The following is a 19,342-nucleotide window of genomic DNA, read 5'->3' on the forward strand; positions in this document are numbered from 1 at the left end:
CTATTATCTACAGCCGAGGCTAATTGAACTACCATGTTAAACCCAAGCACCGCACCTTCACCGCAGTTATTTTCGCCTTTATCGGATGAATTAGTTGAAGCAGTTAACCTCATTGAGCAAGCCAATAACTGGCAAGATAAATACCGCCAGATAATGTTATTGGGAAAATTATTACCGCCTCTCGCGCCGGAATTTAAACAAGCGGATGCACAAGTTAAAGGCTGTGAAAGCCAAGCATGGTTGTACCATTACACGCTAAATGGCCGACATTTTTATCTGGCCGATAGCGATGCACGTATTGTAAAAGGCTTAATTGGATTGTTACTGGTCGCCTGCCAAGGTAAAACCACCGAGCAAATACAGCAATTTGATGTAAAACAGTATTTTGACCGTCTCGGATTAAGCGGCCAATTAAGTCCATCTCGTACCAATGGTTTAACTGCGTTAGCGCAAGCCATCGTTGCCTATACACAAGATGTTGGTACCTGAAATACTTGCCAACACTAAGGAATAATAATGACCCAAAAAGTCTGTAACCAAGCTCGCCGTCATATGTTAAAAGGCCTTGGAGCAGCCACATTATTAAGCCCTTTAAGCTCATTTCCTGCATGGGCCGCTAAACCACGTCGTTTATACATTGATGGTTTATCATTTTTACCGACCGACATCAATGATGTTAAAGCCTCAAAACTCGACGCCTTTATCGCCGATGTCTCGGCGATTGAAACCATTGAACAAGCTGATGGCACTAAAAATTACAAACGCACTTATGAAGCCTGCATCAACAGTATTACCCAAGCGGCTAATTCGGTAAAAGCCAATCCAGACGTGTACCTGCAAGGGCTTACAGGTACTGACATTAGTAAAGCTAAAACACAGCAACAAACCGCGGTGTTTTTTCAAATTCAAGGCGCTGATTGTGTTGAAAATGACGGTTTAAGTAATGAATGGCAACAACTAGATAATTTGCATCAACAGGGTTTACGGGTACTGCAGCTGACACACCATTATGGTAATCGTTATGCCGGTGGTGCATTAGATAATAATGGCTTAAATAGTTTAAATACCCCATTAACCGGCGCTGGGCGTGAGCTCATAACAGAGCTTAATCGGAAAAATATTCTTATCGATGTGAGTCACTCAAGCGCCCAAACGGCCCTTGATGCAATAAAAGCCAGCCAGTCTCCTGTAATGCAAAGCCATGGTGCTGCGCGCGCTATTGTCAACAATGCCCGTTGCTCACCCGATGAAGTTATCCGTGCCATTGGCGATAACGGCGGAGTATTTGGGGTGTTCATGATGAGCTTTTGGCTCACCAACAAGCCAATTCCAACGATAGAAGACTACATAAAGCAACTTGCTTATATTGCTAAAGTGGGCGGCTTTGATTGCGTAGCCATCGCCAATGATTTCCCACTGCGTGGTCAAGAAAACCTATTAGCGTTAGATAACAATAATAGCGAAGGGATAAAAGAGTACCTTGAGTGGTGGCACAGCTTAGAAGACAAAAATGTATTAGGTTTTGACGTTGAACCCAAGCATGTAGTGATTCCAGAGCTCAACAGTATCGACCGCATGAGCCGCATCGACGATGCCTTGAAAAAAGCTCGTTTCAAATCTACCGATCGCGATCGTTTTATGGGTGAAAACTGGCAAAGAGTGCTCAAACAAGTATTGGTATAATCGATCTCAAATGCTCAGTGTTTAAGCGCTTGCAGCAACAGAGACTCAATAATAAAAAAGGGCTGATGTTATATAACACATCAGCCCTTTTATTCTTCTCGATTTAGATATCGATTTGGTTATCAATTTAATTGCCGATTTAGTGCCGTTTAAATCCCTGCACCAGCAATTTCTCTTGGTGGATTAAGCACATCAATCGCTTTTAAGTAGGCCAGTAAACCATGTACCTGAGTATCAAGATCACCTTTGCTGGTATCAATGGTTAACTCCGCAGACTCTGGCACTTCGTAAGGTGATGAAATACCGGTAAAGTTAGTAATTTCTCCCTTGCGAGCTTTAGCGTACAAGCCTTTCGGGTCTCGCGATTCACACACACTCAATGGTGTAGACACATGGACTTCAACAAACTGACCTTGTGGAAATAATGCTCGGACGCGATCACGTTCTTCACGTGTTGGTGAGATAAATGCCGACAGCACCACTAAACCTGAATCAACCATTAACTTAGCCACTTCACCAACACGACGTAAGTTTTCATCGCGATCTTCAATGCTAAAGCCTAAGTCTTTACACAGACCATGACGAACATTATCACCATCAAGTAAATAGGTATGGAAACCATGCTCAAATAACGCCCGTTCTAATGCGCCTGCGAGGGTTGATTTACCCGAGCCAGATAATCCCGTAAACCATAACAATACTGGGTTTTGGCCTTTTTGGGCGCCACGGGCAGCTTGGTCAATGGCATGTTGATGCCAAACAATATTACTCATCACTACTCCTATCGAATGGTTGTTACACCACACTAAAATTCTTTGTTAAAACGGGAAGAAATACGGGATCGAAAAAATAACCACTAATGAATATACGATGGATAACGGTAAACCTAAGCGCACAAAATCGCTGAATTTATAATTACCGGCATTAAATACCATGAGATTAGTTTGATAGCCGTAAGGCGAAATAAAACTCGCGCTTGCACCAAATACCACCGCCATAATAAACGGCCGAGGATCGACACCAAAACTGGTCGCGACCGCATAAGCCACCGGGAACGCCAGTGCTGCAGCAGCGTTGTTAGTTATCAACTCGGTGACAATTAACGTAATCAGATAAATCCCAACAAAGGCGGCAAACACACCATAGCCATTAAACACACTCAATAAAGTTTGCGCCATGACGTCTGCTAGGCCGGTTGTGACCATTAAGTTAGCTAAGCCTAAGGCACTGCCTACAATCACCACCAGTTCTAACGGGAAGCGACGTTTAAGCTCACTTAAGGTTATCGCGCCAATCGCCACGTAGCTGAGTAATAATAAAACTAAGCCTTTGGCTAAAGGTAATACATCAAAAATGCTGGCCAAAATGGTTAATGCAAATCCAACAAGCACCCAGTTACCGCGTTTTTCATCTAAACGAACGCTTAAATCTAAGCCGCTAACTGCAGCAAAGTCGCTGGTTAAATTAGGGCTCTTAGAAAAACGATCGCCAGGCGTGAGCAGTAACACATCACCGGGTTGTAGCACCACATCGCCTAGTCCGCCTTTTAACGGAATATGACCACGACGAATAGCCATTACGGCTGCATCAAAGACTTCACGAAAACGCGAATCTTTTAAGGTTGTACCAACTAAACTTGATGATGGCGCTAAAACCGCTTCAACCAAATTTTGGCCTTTAGCATGCTGCTTACCAAACCACTCTAAACCATCAAACTGATGCAATAGCTCAACCGACTCAACCGCGCCACTAAAACGCAAAACGTCATCGGCTTGCAGCACCATTTGTGGTGGCACAGGGCAAATACGTATACCGCTGCGTTCTAATTCAACTAAGTAGAGTTTTTTAAGTGCGCGCAAACGGTTATCAATGACACTTTTACCCACTAAAGTAGAGGTTTTAGCAACATGGGCTTCCAATAGATAAGGCAATGCTTCATCTTCGGACTCTTCACGTCTATCGGGTAAAAAGTTAGCCATTATGGTCAACACGACTAAACCACTTATGACAACTAATGCGCCAACTTGTGAAAACTCAAAAAATCCCAGAGGTTCAAGGCCAGCATTTTCAACAAATGAGTTAACAATCAAATTGGTAGAAGTACCAATGAGCGTAAGCGTACCACCGAGGATTGCAGCATAGTTTAATGGCAACAATAACTTAGAAGGAGCATGCGCTTGATTACGACGCACAACGCCAATTAACGATGCTACAACAGCTGTATTATTGGTAAACGACGACAACAACGCCGTCGATATACCTAACTTAGCCAGGGTAGAAAATAACGAGCCTTTCCCTATCACTTGGCTTAATTTGCCCAGTAATGAGGTTTTCTCGAGAGCTGTGGCAGCCAGCACCAACAGCACCAAAGTGATTAGTCCGTTATTAGTAAAGCTGCCAAGGGCTACATTTAAATCAACTAGCCCGAGGATATAACAAAGTAATGAAGCGAAGAAAAACATGGCGGCCGGTGTTGCAAGCCCAGCAAGAAGTCCACCGACCAGTGCTAACAAGATAATCGCTAACAACCATATTTCGCTCATTATTTATTTTCCAAGCACGCTAATATCGCGAGCATTCCAATGCGGGAAATGCTTACGCACTAACGTATTAAACTCGACTTCAAATGCACTAAACTCAGTGTTGGTTTGCTTATCGCCTTGATGTCCACTGACAACCATGGCCGCTGCAACGGTAGCATTAGATAATCTGTCGATTAAAATCATCCCGCCAGTATCACGTACCAAGCTGTAAGCGTCTAACACAATCGATTCAGTTAAATCTAACTTTACTCGGGCAATGGTATTTAAACTTAATGAGCTTGCAGCACTGCGCTCAAGCGTGTTCACATCAGTAATATATTCAATTTCGCTCACGACGGCTTGAGTTTTCTTACCCGCGACTTTCACATCATATAATTGACCGATCTGTAATGGTTTTTCATCCATCCACACCATATCAGCAACAATATGGTTAGCAACTTCTGGTGCAGTAGCTGGGTGAGCCAATAAATCACCGCGTGAAATATCAATCTCATCTTCAAGGGTTATGGTAATGGCTTGGCCTGCTACGGCTTCTTGCAAATCACCATCAAAAGTCACAATACGCTCGATTTTACTGCGTTTTCCTGATGGCAATGCAACTAATTCATCGCCCACTTTAATGATTCCTGACGCTAATGTGCCAGAGAAACCACGAAAATCTAAGTTAGGACGTAATACGTATTGCACAGGGAATCGCACCGGTAGATCGCTCAGTTCGCGCTGGGTATCGATAGTTTCAAGTAGCTCAAGTAATGTGCCACCTTTATACCAATCACACTGCGTACTGCGGTTAACCACGTTGTCGCCATTTAAGGCAGATAACGGCACATAGTGAATATCTAAATCGCCAAAATCTTTAACGAATTCAGTAAAGTCTGTTTGAATTTTTTCAAATACAGTTTGGTCAAAACCGACCAAATCCATCTTATTCACGGCAACAACAAAGTGACGTAAACCTAATAATGATGCAATAAAGGCATGGCGTTTAGTTTGGGTTTGGACACCATAACGTGCATCAACCAAAATAACCGCTAAGTCACAGGTAGATGCGCCCGTTGCCATGTTACGAGTATATTGTTCATGACCAGGAGTATCAGCAATGATGAACTTACGTTTTTCACTAGAGAAATAACGATAAGCCACGTCAATAGTAATACCTTGCTCACGCTCAGCTTGTAAACCATCGACCAATAACGCAAGGTCAATGGCTTCACCTGTAGTGCCCATCTTCGCGCTGTCACTTTTTAGACTCGCTAACTGATCTTCATAGATTTGCGCACTGTCATGCAGTAAACGTCCAATTAAGGTACTTTTACCATCATCGACACTGCCACAAGTTAAAAAACGCAGTAAGCCTTTGTTTTGTTGTAAGGCTAAATATTCTTTTACACCGTGCAGCTGGATCTCTGCTGCCATACGGTCGGTATTGTTTTTTGCTTGGTCCATAATCTTTCTCACTCAAATTCGTTCGCATGCTGGGTTGATAAAACAACCATGTTCAATTGTTTAGAAATAGCCTTGACGCTTTTTCTGCTCCATTGACGCACTTTGGTCAGAATCAATTAAGCGACCTTGACGTTCACTTGAACGAGTTAACAGCATCTCTTCAATAATTTTTTCTAAGGTGTCGGCTTCTGAAGGCATCGCCGCCGTTAGCGGATAACAACCTAGGGTTCTAAAACGAACCCGTTCAACCGATTCAACATCACCTTCTTCTAACGGCATACGGTCATCATCTTTCATGATGAGCTGACCACCCTTGTTTACTACAGCACGAGGGGCTGCAAAATATAACGGTACGATTTCAATATTTTCTTGATAGATGTACTGCCAAATATCGAGCTCAGTCCAGTTAGATAAAGGGAACACTCGAATGCTCTCGCCTTTATTGACCGCGCCATTATAGGTGCGCCATAACTCTGGACGTTGGTTTTTAGGGTCCCAACGATGGTGCTTATCACGGAACGAGTATACCCGCTCTTTGGCACGAGACTTTTCTTCGTCACGTCGTGCGCCACCAAAAGCCGCATCAAAACCATATTTATTCAATGCTTGTTTTAACCCTTGGGTTTTCATAATGTCAGTGTGCTTGGCACTGCCATGAGTAAATGGGCCAACACCTTGTTCAACACCTTCCTGATTAGTATGAGTCAGTAACTCAAAACCAAACGCCTTGGCTTGTGCATCACGAAAGGCAATCATTTCTTTGAATTTCCAACCCGTATCGACATGTAATAACGGAAATGGAATTTTACCCGGGTAAAAAGCTTTGCGCGCAAGATGCAGCATCACCGATGAATCTTTACCTATCGAATACATCATGACAGGATTACCAAACTCAGCTGCTACTTCACGGATAATCTGGATGCTTTCGGCTTCCAGTTGTTGTAAATGGCTTAACGAACGGCCTGCCATGATGATTCTCCATTACCTAATATTGCTGCAGAGCAGCGGGTTAAATTATTCGACTACAGCGCTTTAGCGACTGTGTCTAAATCTGTTTTTTGTTGCGCATTGACGGGATCAAACCAATTTAAGATGTCAGCTAATTCAACAACCTCACCAATAATCATCAGCGCAGGCATCTGTAAAGCAGGATCTGCGGCTAATTGAGCCAGCTCGCCTAATTTACCAATAAACCGCTGTTGTGATGACGTGGTCGCGTTAGACACAATGGCCACTGGCGTATCAGCACTGCGGCCTGCGTTGATTAAACCATCACTAATAATATTGGCATTTAATATGCCCATATACACTACTAAAGTATTGTTAGTGTTAGCATAACCCTGCCAATCCATAGGGCGACTCGCTAACTGACAATGACCAGTGATAAAGGTGACACCCTGGGCATAATCACGATGCGTTAGCGGGATACCTGCATAAGCGGAAGTACCACTGGCAGCGGTAATACCTGGGACTACTTCAAAAGCAATACCGGCAGCCACTAAAGTTTGTAGCTCTTCGCCGCCGCGGCCAAAAATAAACGGGTCGCCGCCTTTTAAACGCACAACATTTTTACGGGTATATGCTTTAGTCACCAATAGCTGATTAATTTCATCTTGAGCTGCGCTGTGTTTACCTGCGCGCTTACCCACAGCAATTTTTTCAGCGTTACTGGGGATCAAATCTAAAATGTCTTGGCTGACTAATGCGTCATATAACACTGCATCGGCTTGTTTAAGAATGCGATAGGCTTTTAGTGTTAGTAGTTCAACGTCGCCAGGACCGGCGCCGACTAACCACACTTTGCCTTTGGCTTGTTGCCCTGGCATAGATACTAACTCCATCACATTTACCTCAAGATATTTGACCATGTTCAAATATAGCGTTTTCTATATTCCATATACAATAGTTAATAGTTAGTTTTTATAACTAAATAGCATATAAAAAAATTTGTTCGCGATTTAATCTATTTGACATGCCAATACGTATAGAATGCCGCATTGAAATGAAAAGAATTGTTAACTTAATTCGACAAAGCTCTGGCAATTGATAACAATGAACACCGTAAAATGCTGATACTAAGAATTACACTAAAATTAAACCTATAATTATGCTTATGGATGATGCAATGATAAAAAGCACTCAATATCTTGGACTCTCGCTATTATTACTTGGCTTTAGCACCCTCGCCCTTGCAGAAGACTCATTAGTTGATCAGCGGGTCAAAAGAGAATTAGCCACATCAGAAAAACCCTTTGTTCTGACTCCACACAAAGCCAATTACTTATTGCCTGTTACTTATCAAACAAGAACAAACTCGTTGCCATTTGAGGTTAAATATCCAGATGAAGACGTCAATATCGACAAGCTAGAAGCAAAGTTTCAAATCAGTTTTAAATTCCCGGTTTGGTATAACGTGTTTGGCGATAATGGCCATTTGTTTTTTGCTTATACCAATCAATCGTATTGGCAAGTTTATAATAAAGATGCGTCATCTCCCTTCCGTGAAACCAATCACGAACCTGAAGTGTTCATGCTATTTAATAACGACTGGAAAATTGGTGGATTTACTAACTCGTTTTTAGGTTTTGGGGCTGTGCACCAATCTAACGGGCAAACTACACAATTATCAAGAAGTTGGAATCGAATATACGGCAGTGCGGTATTTGACAAAGGTCCATTCGCATTAGGACTTAAAGTCTGGTGGCGTATTCCTGAAGATGAAAAAGAAGATATTAATTCACCAGATGGCGATGATAATCCAGATATTAATCGCTACATGGGTAACTTTGAATTAACAGGCGTGTATGGCTTAGATGAGCACCGTTTTACAATGCTGTTACGCAATAACTTAAGCAGCACAAATCGTGGGGCGGTTGAATTCACCTGGAGTTACCCTATCATCGGTAATCTACGTATATATACTCAGTATTTTAACGGGTATGGTGAAAGCTTAATTGATTATAACCATCATAATCAACGTATTGGTATTGGTATTGCGTTAAATGACATCCTGTAAGTAGGGCAATTAGTGTCTTTAATTTGCGTAAAGAATTAGCGTCAAGAATTAACATCAACAATTAGCTGTTAACGCTTAAACGTCATGCGTGAGACATAAAAAAGGTGACCATTTGGTCACCTTTTTTAGTTTCGTTAACGTCGTACTAGTAGCGTTAATGAAATTATTTAGCACTCGCTTTAGAATTTACTTTAGAACCAATTACTAAGCCCTTATCCGTAAAGTCTACCGACATCTGTAAACGCATGTCGTAGTCTTTTAACATCAGTAATTCTTCTGGCATTGGTTCGCCACTCATTTCTGCCATATCGACTAACGGAGCAAACATTTTTTGGTAATCAACAGACAAGTCAAAGAAACCATTAGATTCAAGTGATTGCTTATACATCAAATCAGCTAACTCTGTACCTCTGTCGCCAGTATAAGCAACTAAATGGCTACCTTTAATGGCTAACTTTGCACTAACCCCAAATTCAGGTGGCAACATTAACATAGGGGTAATATCGACTGGATCGCCATTATCTTTCAAGTCCACTTCTGCAAGCGGCGGGTAAAACGGCTTCATCATATCAACTAACATCATCGGTTTTTCAGCCGACACACTAATTAATGCGTCTAGTTTTTCAAAACTAGCTTGGCCATTTTTCTCAGTTAGCTTGTAATCAGCTAATGTCACGCTAATGCCTTTAACACCATTAGCCATACCCGTCATCATGCCAAGCATAGCTGGATTTAACTCACTTAACTCTGATTGCATTTGAGCCAATGCAGCACATTGATATTGCGGTGTTTGTAAATCTTTCCACACTTCGTTCAGTGCTGGTGCGAGTTGATTAACATCAATGCCTAATGAAAATGACAAGATATTGTCGTGACCGTTACTGGCAAATGATGGCACAAAACCACGCATTTTATTCAATGCAGACAAAATCACTTGGTTGTTACTTTCAAGCACAACAGCGGCATCAATAGTACTTTCGTCGCGAGTAATAGAGTATGAATTTAACCCCATTACACTGCGCGGCCAATTAGCAGCAATAGCATTTAATTCAGTTTGACACACTGGTGTTTTCATTTCTGCAAATGGATCTTCACCCTGAATTTCAATCATTTTGGTCATTTGCTTGGCCAGCATATTACCGTCTGTCGATGTTAACCCTTTAACCAATTCAACATGATTAATAAAGCTAATACTGTCTTGCATAAAACCATGAGTCTTAGCGATGTCTTGCAACATGGTGGTTTCGCTAATTGGATGGTCAACTTTCTTTTCACCCAATGCGGTTTCAAGCAACTCAGGTTGATTAAATGACGTATTCAATGTCACGGTTAACCAGCCATCTTTAACAGAAAATACAATCTCAGCGTGCTCTTTCTCATCAACATCAGTCAATGTATAACCGCGATATTCAACAGAACCAGATTTGCCCATTGTATGAGTTAAGCCACTTTCCTGCTCAGCGCGATCTAATTCCGCCCAAAATGCTGCAGGATTGCTGATCTCAACTTTCATTACCGGCAATGCACCTAAGGTATAAAAATAACTCTTAATTGAATCAGGTAAGCCGTATGTTGATAGTAAGGTTTCAGGCTCTGGCAACACGGTCATGTATTGCTTATATAAACTGATAAAAAAGCGCTCTTGAGCTGAAGAGCTATCATCTAGCGACAGCATTTTATCCAGATCATAAGCTTGGTAATTACCTGCAATGCTATACAGATAATCTTTTAACGGAAATGGAACTAACTGCCCAGAAAACGCTAATGTATCAGCTGGGACATAGTCCAACATAGGATCGTTCTTAACGACTGACGTCCCTTGTTGCGACAGAAAGTATCCACCAGCACCAACAGCCAATACCACAGCAGCAATTGCCATTTTATTCATCTATAAACTCCAATTTATATTATTGTTAACTCTTCCTTGAAATGAGTTAGCGTTTAAACATTTATTATCTTTTTGGGATAAGCATTATCGATTTCACCGATAAACTGCGGATTAATTTAGCATTAAATGTTAATCAGCGCATTAGATGTTGCCTTTTGGGGTGATATTTATGCAGAAAACGGCACCAATAAAAAACCAATAACATCAAAAAGGCAGCTTATTATCCAACGAGCTTAGAAAGGGAATTTGATGAGCGTAGAGATGAGATGCAAAAAGGATTAAGCAGGAAATAAATCAAACATTTGATTCCCGATAACTCGAACTACTGAGTTATCGGGAACAACCTGATAGATTGCTTATACGCTAACAAGTCAATCAATGTGCTCGAGGATGCGAGCGAAGCTTTTGAAGGTACGTGGATTGCAAAAACAATCCCAAAGCGTCCACAAAAACCGTCTACGGGAATTTCTAAATCTAGACTATTATCGGCACTGATGCATGAAAATTTAAATAAAATTTAATTATTTTCTATCCACACATAAAACCAGTAGCTCAATTCAATGCACAACTAATTATTTAGGAGGACAAACCAACCTCAACCTGTCCTTTTTAATTATAACGTTGCAATGTCTGACAACATGCTAACAAACATGCTTGGTGATAATTTGGCTGCATGATATTACAAACCGATGAGATAAAAGCCGTTTATCTCATAATTCAAACTTATGAATGACAACAATAAAACAAATTAATTAACAAGAATAACGTCGAATTTAAGACAAAATAGAAGGGGATACGGTAGATAATTAAAGCCTTAAAATGCATTCATCCGCAATAAATTGCGGATGAATGGAGTACGTTATCTAACACCACTTCACAACTAGATATCGAAGTGCAGACCACATTCTCGCTGTAAGCCATTAAAACGAGTTTCTTCTTCGCTCATGCCCAACTCAAGAGGTTTACTTGAGTGAGTATCGCCTACCGACACATAGCCTTGTTCCCATAATGGGTGATATGGCAAGTCATGTTCAGTTAAGTACATATGCACGTCTTTGTTGCTCCACTCAATGATGGGTAACAACTTAAAACGTTTGCCACTAATGGCTAAAATCGGCAATGCTTCACGGGTGCTAGACTGGCTACGACGCAAGCCTGCGAACCAGGTACCGACATTTAATTCAGCTAATGCACGTTGCATAGGCTCAACTTTATTGATCCGGTTATACTTTTCTAAGCCGTCAATACCCTGCTCCCATAGCTTACCAAAACGGGCTTCTTGCCACGCTTGGGTTTGACCCGCTTGGTACACTTTAAGATTGAGGTTTAAGCGCTCAGTTAACTGATCAATAAATTGATAGGTTTCCGCAAACAAATAGCCAGTGTCGGTTAAAATCACCGGAATATCACTTTGCGCTTGAGTCACCATGTGCAACATCACCGCGCCTTGAATACCAAAGCTAGACGATAACGCATGATCGCCCGGTAAATATGCCAGGCCCCAAGCCACTCGTTGTTGCGCCGTTAAACCTGCTAAAAACAGGTTAATGTTTTCAAGCGCTGCAGTTTGCTCTGCTTTAGGCGCTAATAATAACGCCTGCAGTTGAGCCGGAGTCACAGAATGATCGACGGCCGCGCCAGTTGGCGCAGTCGTTACCACTTCATTAGGCATGAAAATCCTTAGCGGCGTCATTAACCGCCTTCACTACGCCAATGCGCACAGTGAAGTTACCAAAGGTTTCGCCCGCATCGCGCTCTGTGGCGTAGCGGCCAAACAAGGTATCCAATTCAGCTAAAATTTCAGCTTCTTGAATGTTTTCTTTATGCATTTTATTTAAACGCGTGCCTTCAAAGCTGGCGCCTAAATACAAATTGTAACGCCCAGGAGCTTTACCCACTAAACCAATTTCAGCCGCAAATGGACGGGCACAACCGTTTGGACAACCGGTCATACGCACCACAATTGATTGCTCGCTAATACCATGCTTAGCCTGTAGTGCATCAATGTGATCAATAAACTCAGGGAAGTAACGTTCAGCTTCTGCCATCGCTAATGGGCAAGTTGGCAATGCCACACAGGCAATTGAATGACCGCGAGTACCACTTAGCACTTGGCCTAATAAACCATGTTTACGCGCTAACCCTTCAATTTCAGCTTTATCTTGTGCAGCGACACCGGCAATAATCATGTTCTGATTAGATGTCATGCGGAAATCGCCTTTATGGATTTTGGCTATTTCACGTAGACCGGTTTGCAAGGTTTGACCTGGCATATCTTTAATACGGCCACTTTCAATAAACAGCGTTAAATGGAACTTATTGTCGATACCTTCAACCCAACCATAACGGTCGCCGCGATCGCCAATGATCACATCACGCTTAGGCTCAAACTTAACCCCAGCACGTTTCTCTACTTCTGCTTTAAATGCATCATAACCGTGGTCAACAATGGTGTACTTTAAACGCGCACGTTTACGTACAACACGGTTACCCCAGTCACGTTGAACGGTCATTACCGCTTCGGCAAACTTGGTAACGTCGTCAGTTTTAATAAACCCAAAGTCGTCAGCTAAACGTGGGAAGGTTTCTACTTCACCGTGGGTAGACCCCATACCGCCACCCGCAACCAAGTTAAAGCCAATTAACTCGCCGGCTTCTGATACCGCAATAAAACCAAGGTCGTTGGTGTATACGTCGACATCATTATGTGGTGGAACTGCAACCGCCATTTTAAATTTACGTGGCAAATAGGTTTTACCGTAAACCGGTTCAACCGTTTCGGTGCCTAATAGCTTTTCTTCATCTAACCAAATCTCAGCGTAAGCGCGAGTGTGCGGTAATAGATGATCAGATAAATGCTTGGCAACCGCATACGCCTGAGCATGTAACTTAGATTCAACCGGGTTTGGGTTACACATCACGTTACGGTTTACGTCACCACAAGCGGCAATAGAATCGAGTGCGGCACGATCAAGACCTTGGATCAAGGTTTTCAGATTACGCTTAGGAATGCCGTGGTACTGAAACGTTTGACGCGTGGTTAAACGAATGCTGTTTGAGGTGGTTAGCGTAGATGAAATTTTATCCACTTCTAACCACTGCGCTGGAGTACAAATACCACCAGGTACACGAGCACGTAGCATAAAGCTATGTAATGGTTCTAACTTTTGCTCTTTACGTTCGTTACGTAAATCGCGATCGTCTTGCTGATAAAAACCGTGGAATTTGATCAACTGCTGATCGCCATCACTAAACGATCCAGTCACTTGAGTATCTAAACCCTCTTGGATGTCGCCGCGTAAATAATCACTGTCGATTTTTAAGTATTCGTTTAACGCTAACTTTTGCTCACTCATGGCCTGGGCCTCTCTTAATTCTGTTCAATTCATTAGTGCGATTGGGTTGCTAGATTTGACTAGCAACCGAGGTCGAATTTAGTACACGTCTTTTTGGTAGCGTTTTTCGCTACGAAGTGTTTCAAAGTAAGCTTCTGCGTCATCAGCGCTTAAGCCACCTTGTTCAACCGCTATATTCACTAATGCTTGGTGTACATCTTTTGCCATGCGTTCTGCATCACCACAGATATACACATGCGCGCCATTTTGTAGCCACTGCCACAACGCTTCAGCTTGTTCGGCAATGCGATGCTGAACATACACTTTATGAGCTTGATCACGCGAGAAAGCCACATCTAAACGCGATAAATTGCCATTTTTAAGATACTGCTGCCACTCAACTTGGTATAAGAAATCTTGTTCAAAATGTGGGTTACCAAAGAATAACCAGCTGTCACCCGACACACCGTCAACGGCACGTTGCTGCATAAAGGCGCGGAATGGCGCAACACCAGTACCAGGACCCACCATAATTACCGGTGTTTCTGGGTTTTCTGGTAAGCGGAAATGGTTATTAGGCTCAACATATACATTAACCTGCTGGCCTTCTTCAGCTGAGGCTAAGAAATGCGATGCACCACCAAAACGAGCTTGGCCTTGACGCTCATCTTCAACCAATGCCACTGTTAAGTGTACTTCGGCTTCAACTTCGGCCTGGCTAGAGGCTATTGAATATAAGCGTGGCGTTAATGGACGTAACATATCAACTAACTGCACGGCGCTAACCTTGGCAGGATATATTGCAACTAAATCGGCTAACTGATGCTTAAGAATAAACTGTCTGGTTTGTTCTTTGTCTTCACTAATGGCAGCTAGTTCAGCATTACCACTCAACTCAGCCCATGTTTTAACTAGGCCTGGGTATAACTGAGTTAATTCTTTCTTGTCAGTTAACGCAGCCTTTAATGATAATGACTGTTTCGATACGGTAACATCGTCGTCTGCAGCTAAACCGAGCGCGGCGATAACTTCATCGACAAGCACTTCGTTATTACTAAACCATACACCTAACGCATCACCGACTTGATAAGTTAATCCTGACTCGCCTAAATCAATTTCAACATGGCGGACATCACGATCAGAATCTCGACCGGTAATTTTTTGGCTGACGAGTACTTCTGCTGTATAGGGGTTTTGCTTAGTATATTCACTTTCACCAGCAATCGATGCAGTACCAATAGAGACCACACTTGCACTTGATGCTTGAATATACGGCTTAACAGCTTCTACAACGCTGTCCTGCCATTGTTGTGAAATATCTTCATAATCAACATCACATTCTACCAACGGCAATAAAGATGTTGCCCCTAGTGCACTTAAACGCGCATCAAAGTCTTTACCGGTTTGGCAGAAAAACTCATAACTTGAATCACCTAGCGCTAACACAGAATAATGAAGCTTATCTAATTTAGGTGCACGCTTTGAGGATAAAAATTTGTGTAGTTCAATCGCATCGTCAGGCGCTTCGCCTTCACCATGAGTACTAACAACCAATAACAAGATGGTTTCTTGTTTTAGTTGACGGACATTGTATTCGCCCATAGAAGCTAAATTAACCGCGTAACCTTGCGCCTGCGCTTTAGCCGCTAGCTCTTTAGCTACACCACGGCCATTGCCCGTTTGGCTACCGTATAAAATCGTAACTGTTGGTGCGGCACTTGTCTCTGCTGTCGTCTCGACGCTGCCTTGACCTTGGTTAGCACTCGCAGCGAGATAACCACTGACCCATGCAAGTTGAACTGAAGATAATTCAGATGTGAGTTGCTTTAGCTTATCGACTTGTCCTTGAGACAATGGTGATGCTAAAGCTGAAAGTTCTTTTAACAACATAAGACGGCCTTATAACAGTGTAATGTGAACTAGCTTACTCCTAAGGACAAAAACCAAAAAAGAATAAAAGATGATTTTTTATTCCATTTAGGAATATGCAAAGATGTTTTTTTAAGCTACAAAAGTGTGGCGCAGTTAAAAGTTTTTAAATTACCTTAATTTAAAACCCTTTAATTAACCTAAAGGCACTTGTACCGAACATGCCTCATGTCGCAAGCTAGGAGCGCCAATTAACTGATGAATAATTATCAGGTTGATTGTTCTCTGAGTAAAACGACATGCAAATACAATGTAACTGTGTCAACGTAATGCCATTGGTTAAATAGTTTACCCGACTTCAATGGTCATATGCTGCTCTTTTTCTATCTTCAAAGTGCAGCATGTGAGGCAGAAATACTCAAACGGAATGGTCTATTGATGGGGAACAACAATAGACGGTCTTTTTATTAACCATCAGGAAACAGTCATGCAGATTGGAATACCGAGAGAAAGTATCAAAGGTGAAACTCGAGTCGCCGCGACTCCAGCCACTGTGGTACAACTAATAAAACTCGGCTTTAGTGTGGCAATTGAAGCACAGGCAGGTGTGAAGTCGAGCTTTGATAATGCTGCATTTGAAGCCGCTGGGGCGGATGTGGTCGACAATGTGTACGACGCTGACTTTATTTTTAAAGTGAATGCACCGTCCGATGACGAAATCGCCAAAATGAAACCAGGTACGACGTTGGTGAGTTTTATTTGGCCAGCCCAAAACCCTGAACTTGTTGAAAAACTGTCAAGTCACAATATTACTGTGATGGCGATGGACATGGTGCCACGCATCTCACGCGCCCAATCACTCGATGCCTTATCATCGATGGCCAACATTGGTGGTTATCGCGCGGTGATCGAAGCCGCCCACGAATTTGGTCGTTTCTTTACCGGACAAATTACCGCAGCAGGTAAAGTGCCACCAGCCAAAGTGTTGGTAATTGGCGCTGGTGTAGCTGGACTTGCCGCTATTGGTACAGCGGGCTCGCTAGGCGCCATAGTGCGCGCATTTGATACTCGTCTTGAAGTGGCTGAGCAAATTGAGTCAATGGGCGGTAGCTTCTTAAAGCTTGAATTTGAAAACAATGAAGGCGGCTCGTCTGACGGCTACGCTAAAACCATGTCAGAAGAGTTTATTGCTGCTGAAATGGCGCTCTTTGCTGAACAAGCCAAAGACGTCGATATCATCATTACCACCGCATTAATTCCTGGTCGTCCTGCGCCAAAGCTGATCACCAAAGACATGGTCGATACCATGAAACCGGGCTCTGTGATTGTCGATTTAGCGGCAGCAACTGGCGGTAACTGTGAATACACCGTCACTGGCGAACGCTTTATTACCGATAACGGCGTCAAAGTGTTGGGTTATACCGACTTACCGGGTCGTTTACCGGCGCAATCGTCACAACTTTATGGCACTAACCTAGTTAACTTGATGAAGTTAATGTGTAAAGCCAAAGACGGTAATGCAGTGCTCGATTTTGACGATGTAGTGATGCGCAACATGACCGTGACTCGTGGCGGCGAAATAACTTTCCCACCTCCAGCCATTTCAGTGTCTGCGGCACCGCAAAAACCAGCAGCGAGTATCGAGCCTAAAGCAGCCAAAGTTGACAAAGCACCGTCAAAACTTAAATACATTTTAGGTGTGTTAGGGCTTGCTGGTTTTGCTGCAGTCGCTTCTGTTGCTCCCGCTGAGTTCTTATCGCATTTCACCGTGTTTATCCTATCGTGTGTGGTGGGTTATTACGTGGTGTGGAATGTGTCGCACTCATTGCATACGCCGTTAATGTCGGTCACTAATGCTATTTCAGGCATTATTGTGGTTGGGGCGTTATTGCAAATAGGCCAAGGTTCAGCATTAGTCACGGCGCTTGCGTTTGTCGCGGTGCTTATTGCCAGTATCAACATCTTTGGCGGGTTTACCGTCACTCAGCGCATGCTGAAGATGTTCCGTAAAGATTAAGGAGTCATATCGTGTCTCAAGGACTGGTTACAGCATCTTATATCATTGCCGCGGTGTTTTTTATTCTCAGCTTAGCTGGATTATCAAAACAAGAAACCGCTAAAAATGGTAATTTATTTGGCATTATTGGTATGGCGATTGCGCTTATTGCAACCATACTCAACCCTGCCACAAGCGGCGTAGAATGGATTATTCTCGCCATGGTCATTGGTGGATCAATTGGTATTCGCTTAGCATTAAAAGTCGAAATGACTGAAATGCCAGAGCTAGTCGCGATTTTGCACAGTTTTGTGGGTCTCGCAGCGGTATTAGTGGGCTTTAATAGCTTTATTGATATCCAACCACACGAAGTGTCTGAAATTGTTGTGGTATTGGGGCAAGACCTCAACACAACACTAGAAACCGCCAGAGCGGCATTTGCAGAAGCAAGCAAAGCCCAACAAACTGAGCACCTAACCGGTGCAATGCTTAACATTCACTTAGTGGAAGTATTTTTAGGCATCTTTATTGGTGCAGTCACCTTCACAGGTTCGATTGTTGCGTTTGCTAAGTTACGTGGTTTGGTTTCATCAAAAGCATTAATGCTACCTCATCGTCATAAATTAAATTTATTGGCCGTTGTGGTGTCGTTTATTCTAATGGTGATATTCGTTCAGGCTGGTGGTGCAGTGACACCAATCATCTTGATGACCCTAATCGCGTTCGCATTTGGTTGGCATTTAGTGGCTTCAATTGGCGGTGCAGATATGCCAGTTGTGGTTTCCATGCTGAACTCATATTCGGGTTGGGCAGCGGCAGCAGCAGGTTTCATGTTATCTAATGACTTACTGATTGTTGTTGGTGCGCTTGTGGGCTCGTCGGGTGCGATTCTGTCTTACATTATGTGTAAAGCCATGAACCGCTCGTTCATTTCTGTTATTGCCGGTGGTTTTGGTAATGATGCCGTTGCAGCATCAGGCGATGATACCGTCGGTGAATACCGTGAAACAACCGCTGAAGATGTCGCTGATATGCTAAAAGCGTCTGATTCAGTCATCATCACTCCAGGTTATGGTATGGCGGTGGCTCAAGCACAATATCCGGTGGCTGAAATTACTAGAAAGCTACGTGATATGGGCATTAAAGTTCGCTTTGGTATTCACCCTGTTGCTGGACGTTTGCCAGGCCACATGAACGTACTGTTGGCTGAAGCTAAAGTGCCTTACGATATCGTGTTAGAAATGGACGAAATCAACGAAGACTTTAGCAGTACCGATACCGTGCTAGTGATTGGTGCTAACGATACGGTTAACCCAGCGGCGATGGAAGATCCAACTAGCCCTATTGCTGGCATGCCAGTATTAGAAGTGTGGAAAGCGCAAAACGTGATTGGCTTTAAACGTTCAATGAACACCGGTTATGCCGGTGTACAAAATCCATTGTTCTTTAAAGACAATACCCAAATGTTGTTTGGCGATGCGAAGGACAGTGTAGAAGCAATCCTTAAAGCCTTATAAATCAACTTTGTGACGAACAAAACACCAGCAACTAATGCTGGTGTTTTTT

At 42.9% G+C, this 19,342-nt stretch carries 14 protein-coding genes; 5 read left to right on the forward strand and 9 right to left on the reverse strand.

Features of this window, described 5'->3' with window-relative positions:
- The first annotated feature begins 33 nt into the window (after window positions 1-33).
- On the forward strand, window positions 34-489 hold the full coding sequence (locus SFRI_RS16425) for a SufE family protein (protein ID WP_011638621.1): 456 nt from the start codon (window positions 34-36) through the stop codon (window positions 487-489).
- Between the two features lie 27 nt (window positions 490-516).
- Window positions 517-1,683 carry a membrane dipeptidase gene (locus tag SFRI_RS16430; RefSeq protein ID WP_011638622.1) on the forward strand — a complete coding sequence of 389 codons (1,167 nt, stop codon included), beginning with the start codon at window positions 517-519 and terminating at the stop codon, window positions 1,681-1,683.
- Window positions 1,684-1,832: 149 nt separating this feature from the next.
- Here the strand turns inward: SFRI_RS16430 and cysC are convergent, their stop codons facing one another.
- From cysC to cobA, 5 genes are read right to left on the reverse strand one after another with little or no spacing between them, the layout of a single operon-like run.
- Window positions 1,833-2,456, reverse strand: coding sequence for an adenylyl-sulfate kinase (gene cysC / locus SFRI_RS16435; RefSeq protein WP_011638623.1), 624 nt, complete (start codon window positions 2,454-2,456; stop codon window positions 1,833-1,835).
- A 45-nt stretch (window positions 2,457-2,501) separates the two neighbouring features.
- Window positions 2,502-4,226, reverse strand: a complete 1,725-nt coding sequence (locus SFRI_RS16440) for an SLC13 family permease (protein WP_011638624.1) — start codon at window positions 4,224-4,226, stop codon at window positions 2,502-2,504.
- A gap of 3 nt (window positions 4,227-4,229) precedes the next feature.
- Complete coding sequence (cysN, locus tag SFRI_RS16445) at window positions 4,230-5,672, reverse strand: sulfate adenylyltransferase subunit CysN (protein ID WP_011638625.1); 1,443 nt, start codon at window positions 5,670-5,672, stop codon at window positions 4,230-4,232.
- Window positions 5,673-5,732: 60 nt separating this feature from the next.
- Entirely contained in the window at window positions 5,733-6,641 is a 909-nt protein-coding gene (cysD, locus tag SFRI_RS16450) for a sulfate adenylyltransferase subunit CysD (protein ID WP_011638626.1), read from the reverse strand.
- 53 nt (window positions 6,642-6,694) lie between these two features.
- On the reverse strand, window positions 6,695-7,513 hold the full coding sequence (gene cobA / locus SFRI_RS16455) for a uroporphyrinogen-III C-methyltransferase (protein WP_011638627.1): 819 nt from the start codon (window positions 7,511-7,513) through the stop codon (window positions 6,695-6,697).
- A 284-nt stretch (window positions 7,514-7,797) separates the two neighbouring features.
- Here cobA and SFRI_RS16460 point away from each other — a divergent pair, with 284 nt between their 5' ends.
- Window positions 7,798-8,688 (forward strand): phospholipase A, encoded by an 891-nt coding sequence (locus tag SFRI_RS16460; protein WP_041413199.1) that lies wholly within the window; start codon window positions 7,798-7,800, stop codon window positions 8,686-8,688.
- Between the two features lie 163 nt (window positions 8,689-8,851).
- Here SFRI_RS16460 and SFRI_RS16465 read toward each other — a convergent pair whose 3' ends face one another.
- The 4 genes from SFRI_RS16465 to SFRI_RS16480 all read right to left on the reverse strand — a co-directional run bounded on the left by SFRI_RS16465 (window position 8,852) and on the right by SFRI_RS16480 (window position 15,801).
- The gene (locus SFRI_RS16465) at window positions 8,852-10,576 is read right to left on the reverse strand and encodes a hypothetical protein (RefSeq protein ID WP_011638629.1); all 1,725 of its coding nucleotides are present in this window, start codon (window positions 10,574-10,576) and stop codon (window positions 8,852-8,854) included.
- A gap of 880 nt (window positions 10,577-11,456) precedes the next feature.
- Entirely contained in the window at window positions 11,457-12,248 is a 792-nt protein-coding gene (locus SFRI_RS16470; RefSeq protein WP_011638630.1) for a phosphoadenylyl-sulfate reductase, read from the reverse strand.
- A complete protein-coding gene (gene cysI / locus SFRI_RS16475; protein WP_011638631.1) occupies window positions 12,241-13,932 on the reverse strand; it encodes an assimilatory sulfite reductase (NADPH) hemoprotein subunit in 1,692 nt (563 codons plus the stop codon). Before cysI ends, SFRI_RS16470 begins: the two co-directional genes overlap by 8 nt.
- 78 nt (window positions 13,933-14,010) lie before the next feature.
- On the reverse strand, window positions 14,011-15,801 hold the full coding sequence (locus tag SFRI_RS16480; protein ID WP_011638632.1) for an assimilatory sulfite reductase (NADPH) flavoprotein subunit: 1,791 nt from the start codon (window positions 15,799-15,801) through the stop codon (window positions 14,011-14,013).
- Between the two features lie 466 nt (window positions 15,802-16,267).
- Here SFRI_RS16480 and SFRI_RS16485 point away from each other — a divergent pair, with 466 nt between their 5' ends.
- On the forward strand, window positions 16,268-17,797 hold the full coding sequence (locus SFRI_RS16485; RefSeq protein ID WP_011638633.1) for a Re/Si-specific NAD(P)(+) transhydrogenase subunit alpha: 1,530 nt from the start codon (window positions 16,268-16,270) through the stop codon (window positions 17,795-17,797).
- A gap of 11 nt (window positions 17,798-17,808) precedes the next feature.
- Complete coding sequence (pntB, locus tag SFRI_RS16490) at window positions 17,809-19,293, forward strand: Re/Si-specific NAD(P)(+) transhydrogenase subunit beta (RefSeq protein ID WP_011638634.1); 1,485 nt, start codon at window positions 17,809-17,811, stop codon at window positions 19,291-19,293.
- The last annotated feature ends 49 nt before the right edge of the window (window positions 19,294-19,342 follow it).

This window comes from Shewanella frigidimarina NCIMB 400 (assembly GCF_000014705.1).
In the GTDB taxonomy this organism is placed as follows: domain Bacteria; phylum Pseudomonadota; class Gammaproteobacteria; order Enterobacterales; family Shewanellaceae; genus Shewanella; species Shewanella frigidimarina.

Excerpts from the sequence above, each read along its gene's own strand:
- SFRI_RS16465 (WP_011638629.1), bottom strand. The coding sequence starts at position 10,576 with ATGAATAAAATGGCAATTGCTGCTGTGGTATTGGCTGTTGGTGCTGGT.
- cysI (WP_011638631.1), bottom strand. The coding sequence starts at position 13,932 with ATGAGTGAGCAAAAGTTAGCGTTAAACGAATACTTAAAAATCGACAGT.
- cysD (WP_011638626.1), bottom strand. The coding sequence starts at position 6,641 with ATGGCAGGCCGTTCGTTAAGCCATTTACAACAACTGGAAGCCGAAAGC.
- cobA (WP_011638627.1), bottom strand. The coding sequence starts at position 7,513 with ATGGAGTTAGTATCTATGCCAGGGCAACAAGCCAAAGGCAAAGTGTGG.
- cysN (WP_011638625.1), bottom strand. The coding sequence starts at position 5,672 with ATGGACCAAGCAAAAAACAATACCGACCGTATGGCAGCAGAGATCCAG.
- SFRI_RS16425 (WP_011638621.1), top strand. The coding sequence starts at position 34 with ATGTTAAACCCAAGCACCGCACCTTCACCGCAGTTATTTTCGCCTTTA.
- SFRI_RS16470 (WP_011638630.1), bottom strand. The coding sequence starts at position 12,248 with ATGCCTAATGAAGTGGTAACGACTGCGCCAACTGGCGCGGCCGTCGAT.
- SFRI_RS16485 (WP_011638633.1), top strand. The coding sequence starts at position 16,268 with ATGCAGATTGGAATACCGAGAGAAAGTATCAAAGGTGAAACTCGAGTC.
- SFRI_RS16480 (WP_011638632.1), bottom strand. The coding sequence starts at position 15,801 with ATGTTGTTAAAAGAACTTTCAGCTTTAGCATCACCATTGTCTCAAGGA.
- SFRI_RS16430 (WP_011638622.1), top strand. The coding sequence starts at position 517 with ATGACCCAAAAAGTCTGTAACCAAGCTCGCCGTCATATGTTAAAAGGC.
- cysC (WP_011638623.1), bottom strand. The coding sequence starts at position 2,456 with ATGAGTAATATTGTTTGGCATCAACATGCCATTGACCAAGCTGCCCGT.
- SFRI_RS16440 (WP_011638624.1), bottom strand. The coding sequence starts at position 4,226 with ATGAGCGAAATATGGTTGTTAGCGATTATCTTGTTAGCACTGGTCGGT.
- SFRI_RS16460 (WP_041413199.1), top strand. The coding sequence starts at position 7,798 with ATGATAAAAAGCACTCAATATCTTGGACTCTCGCTATTATTACTTGGC.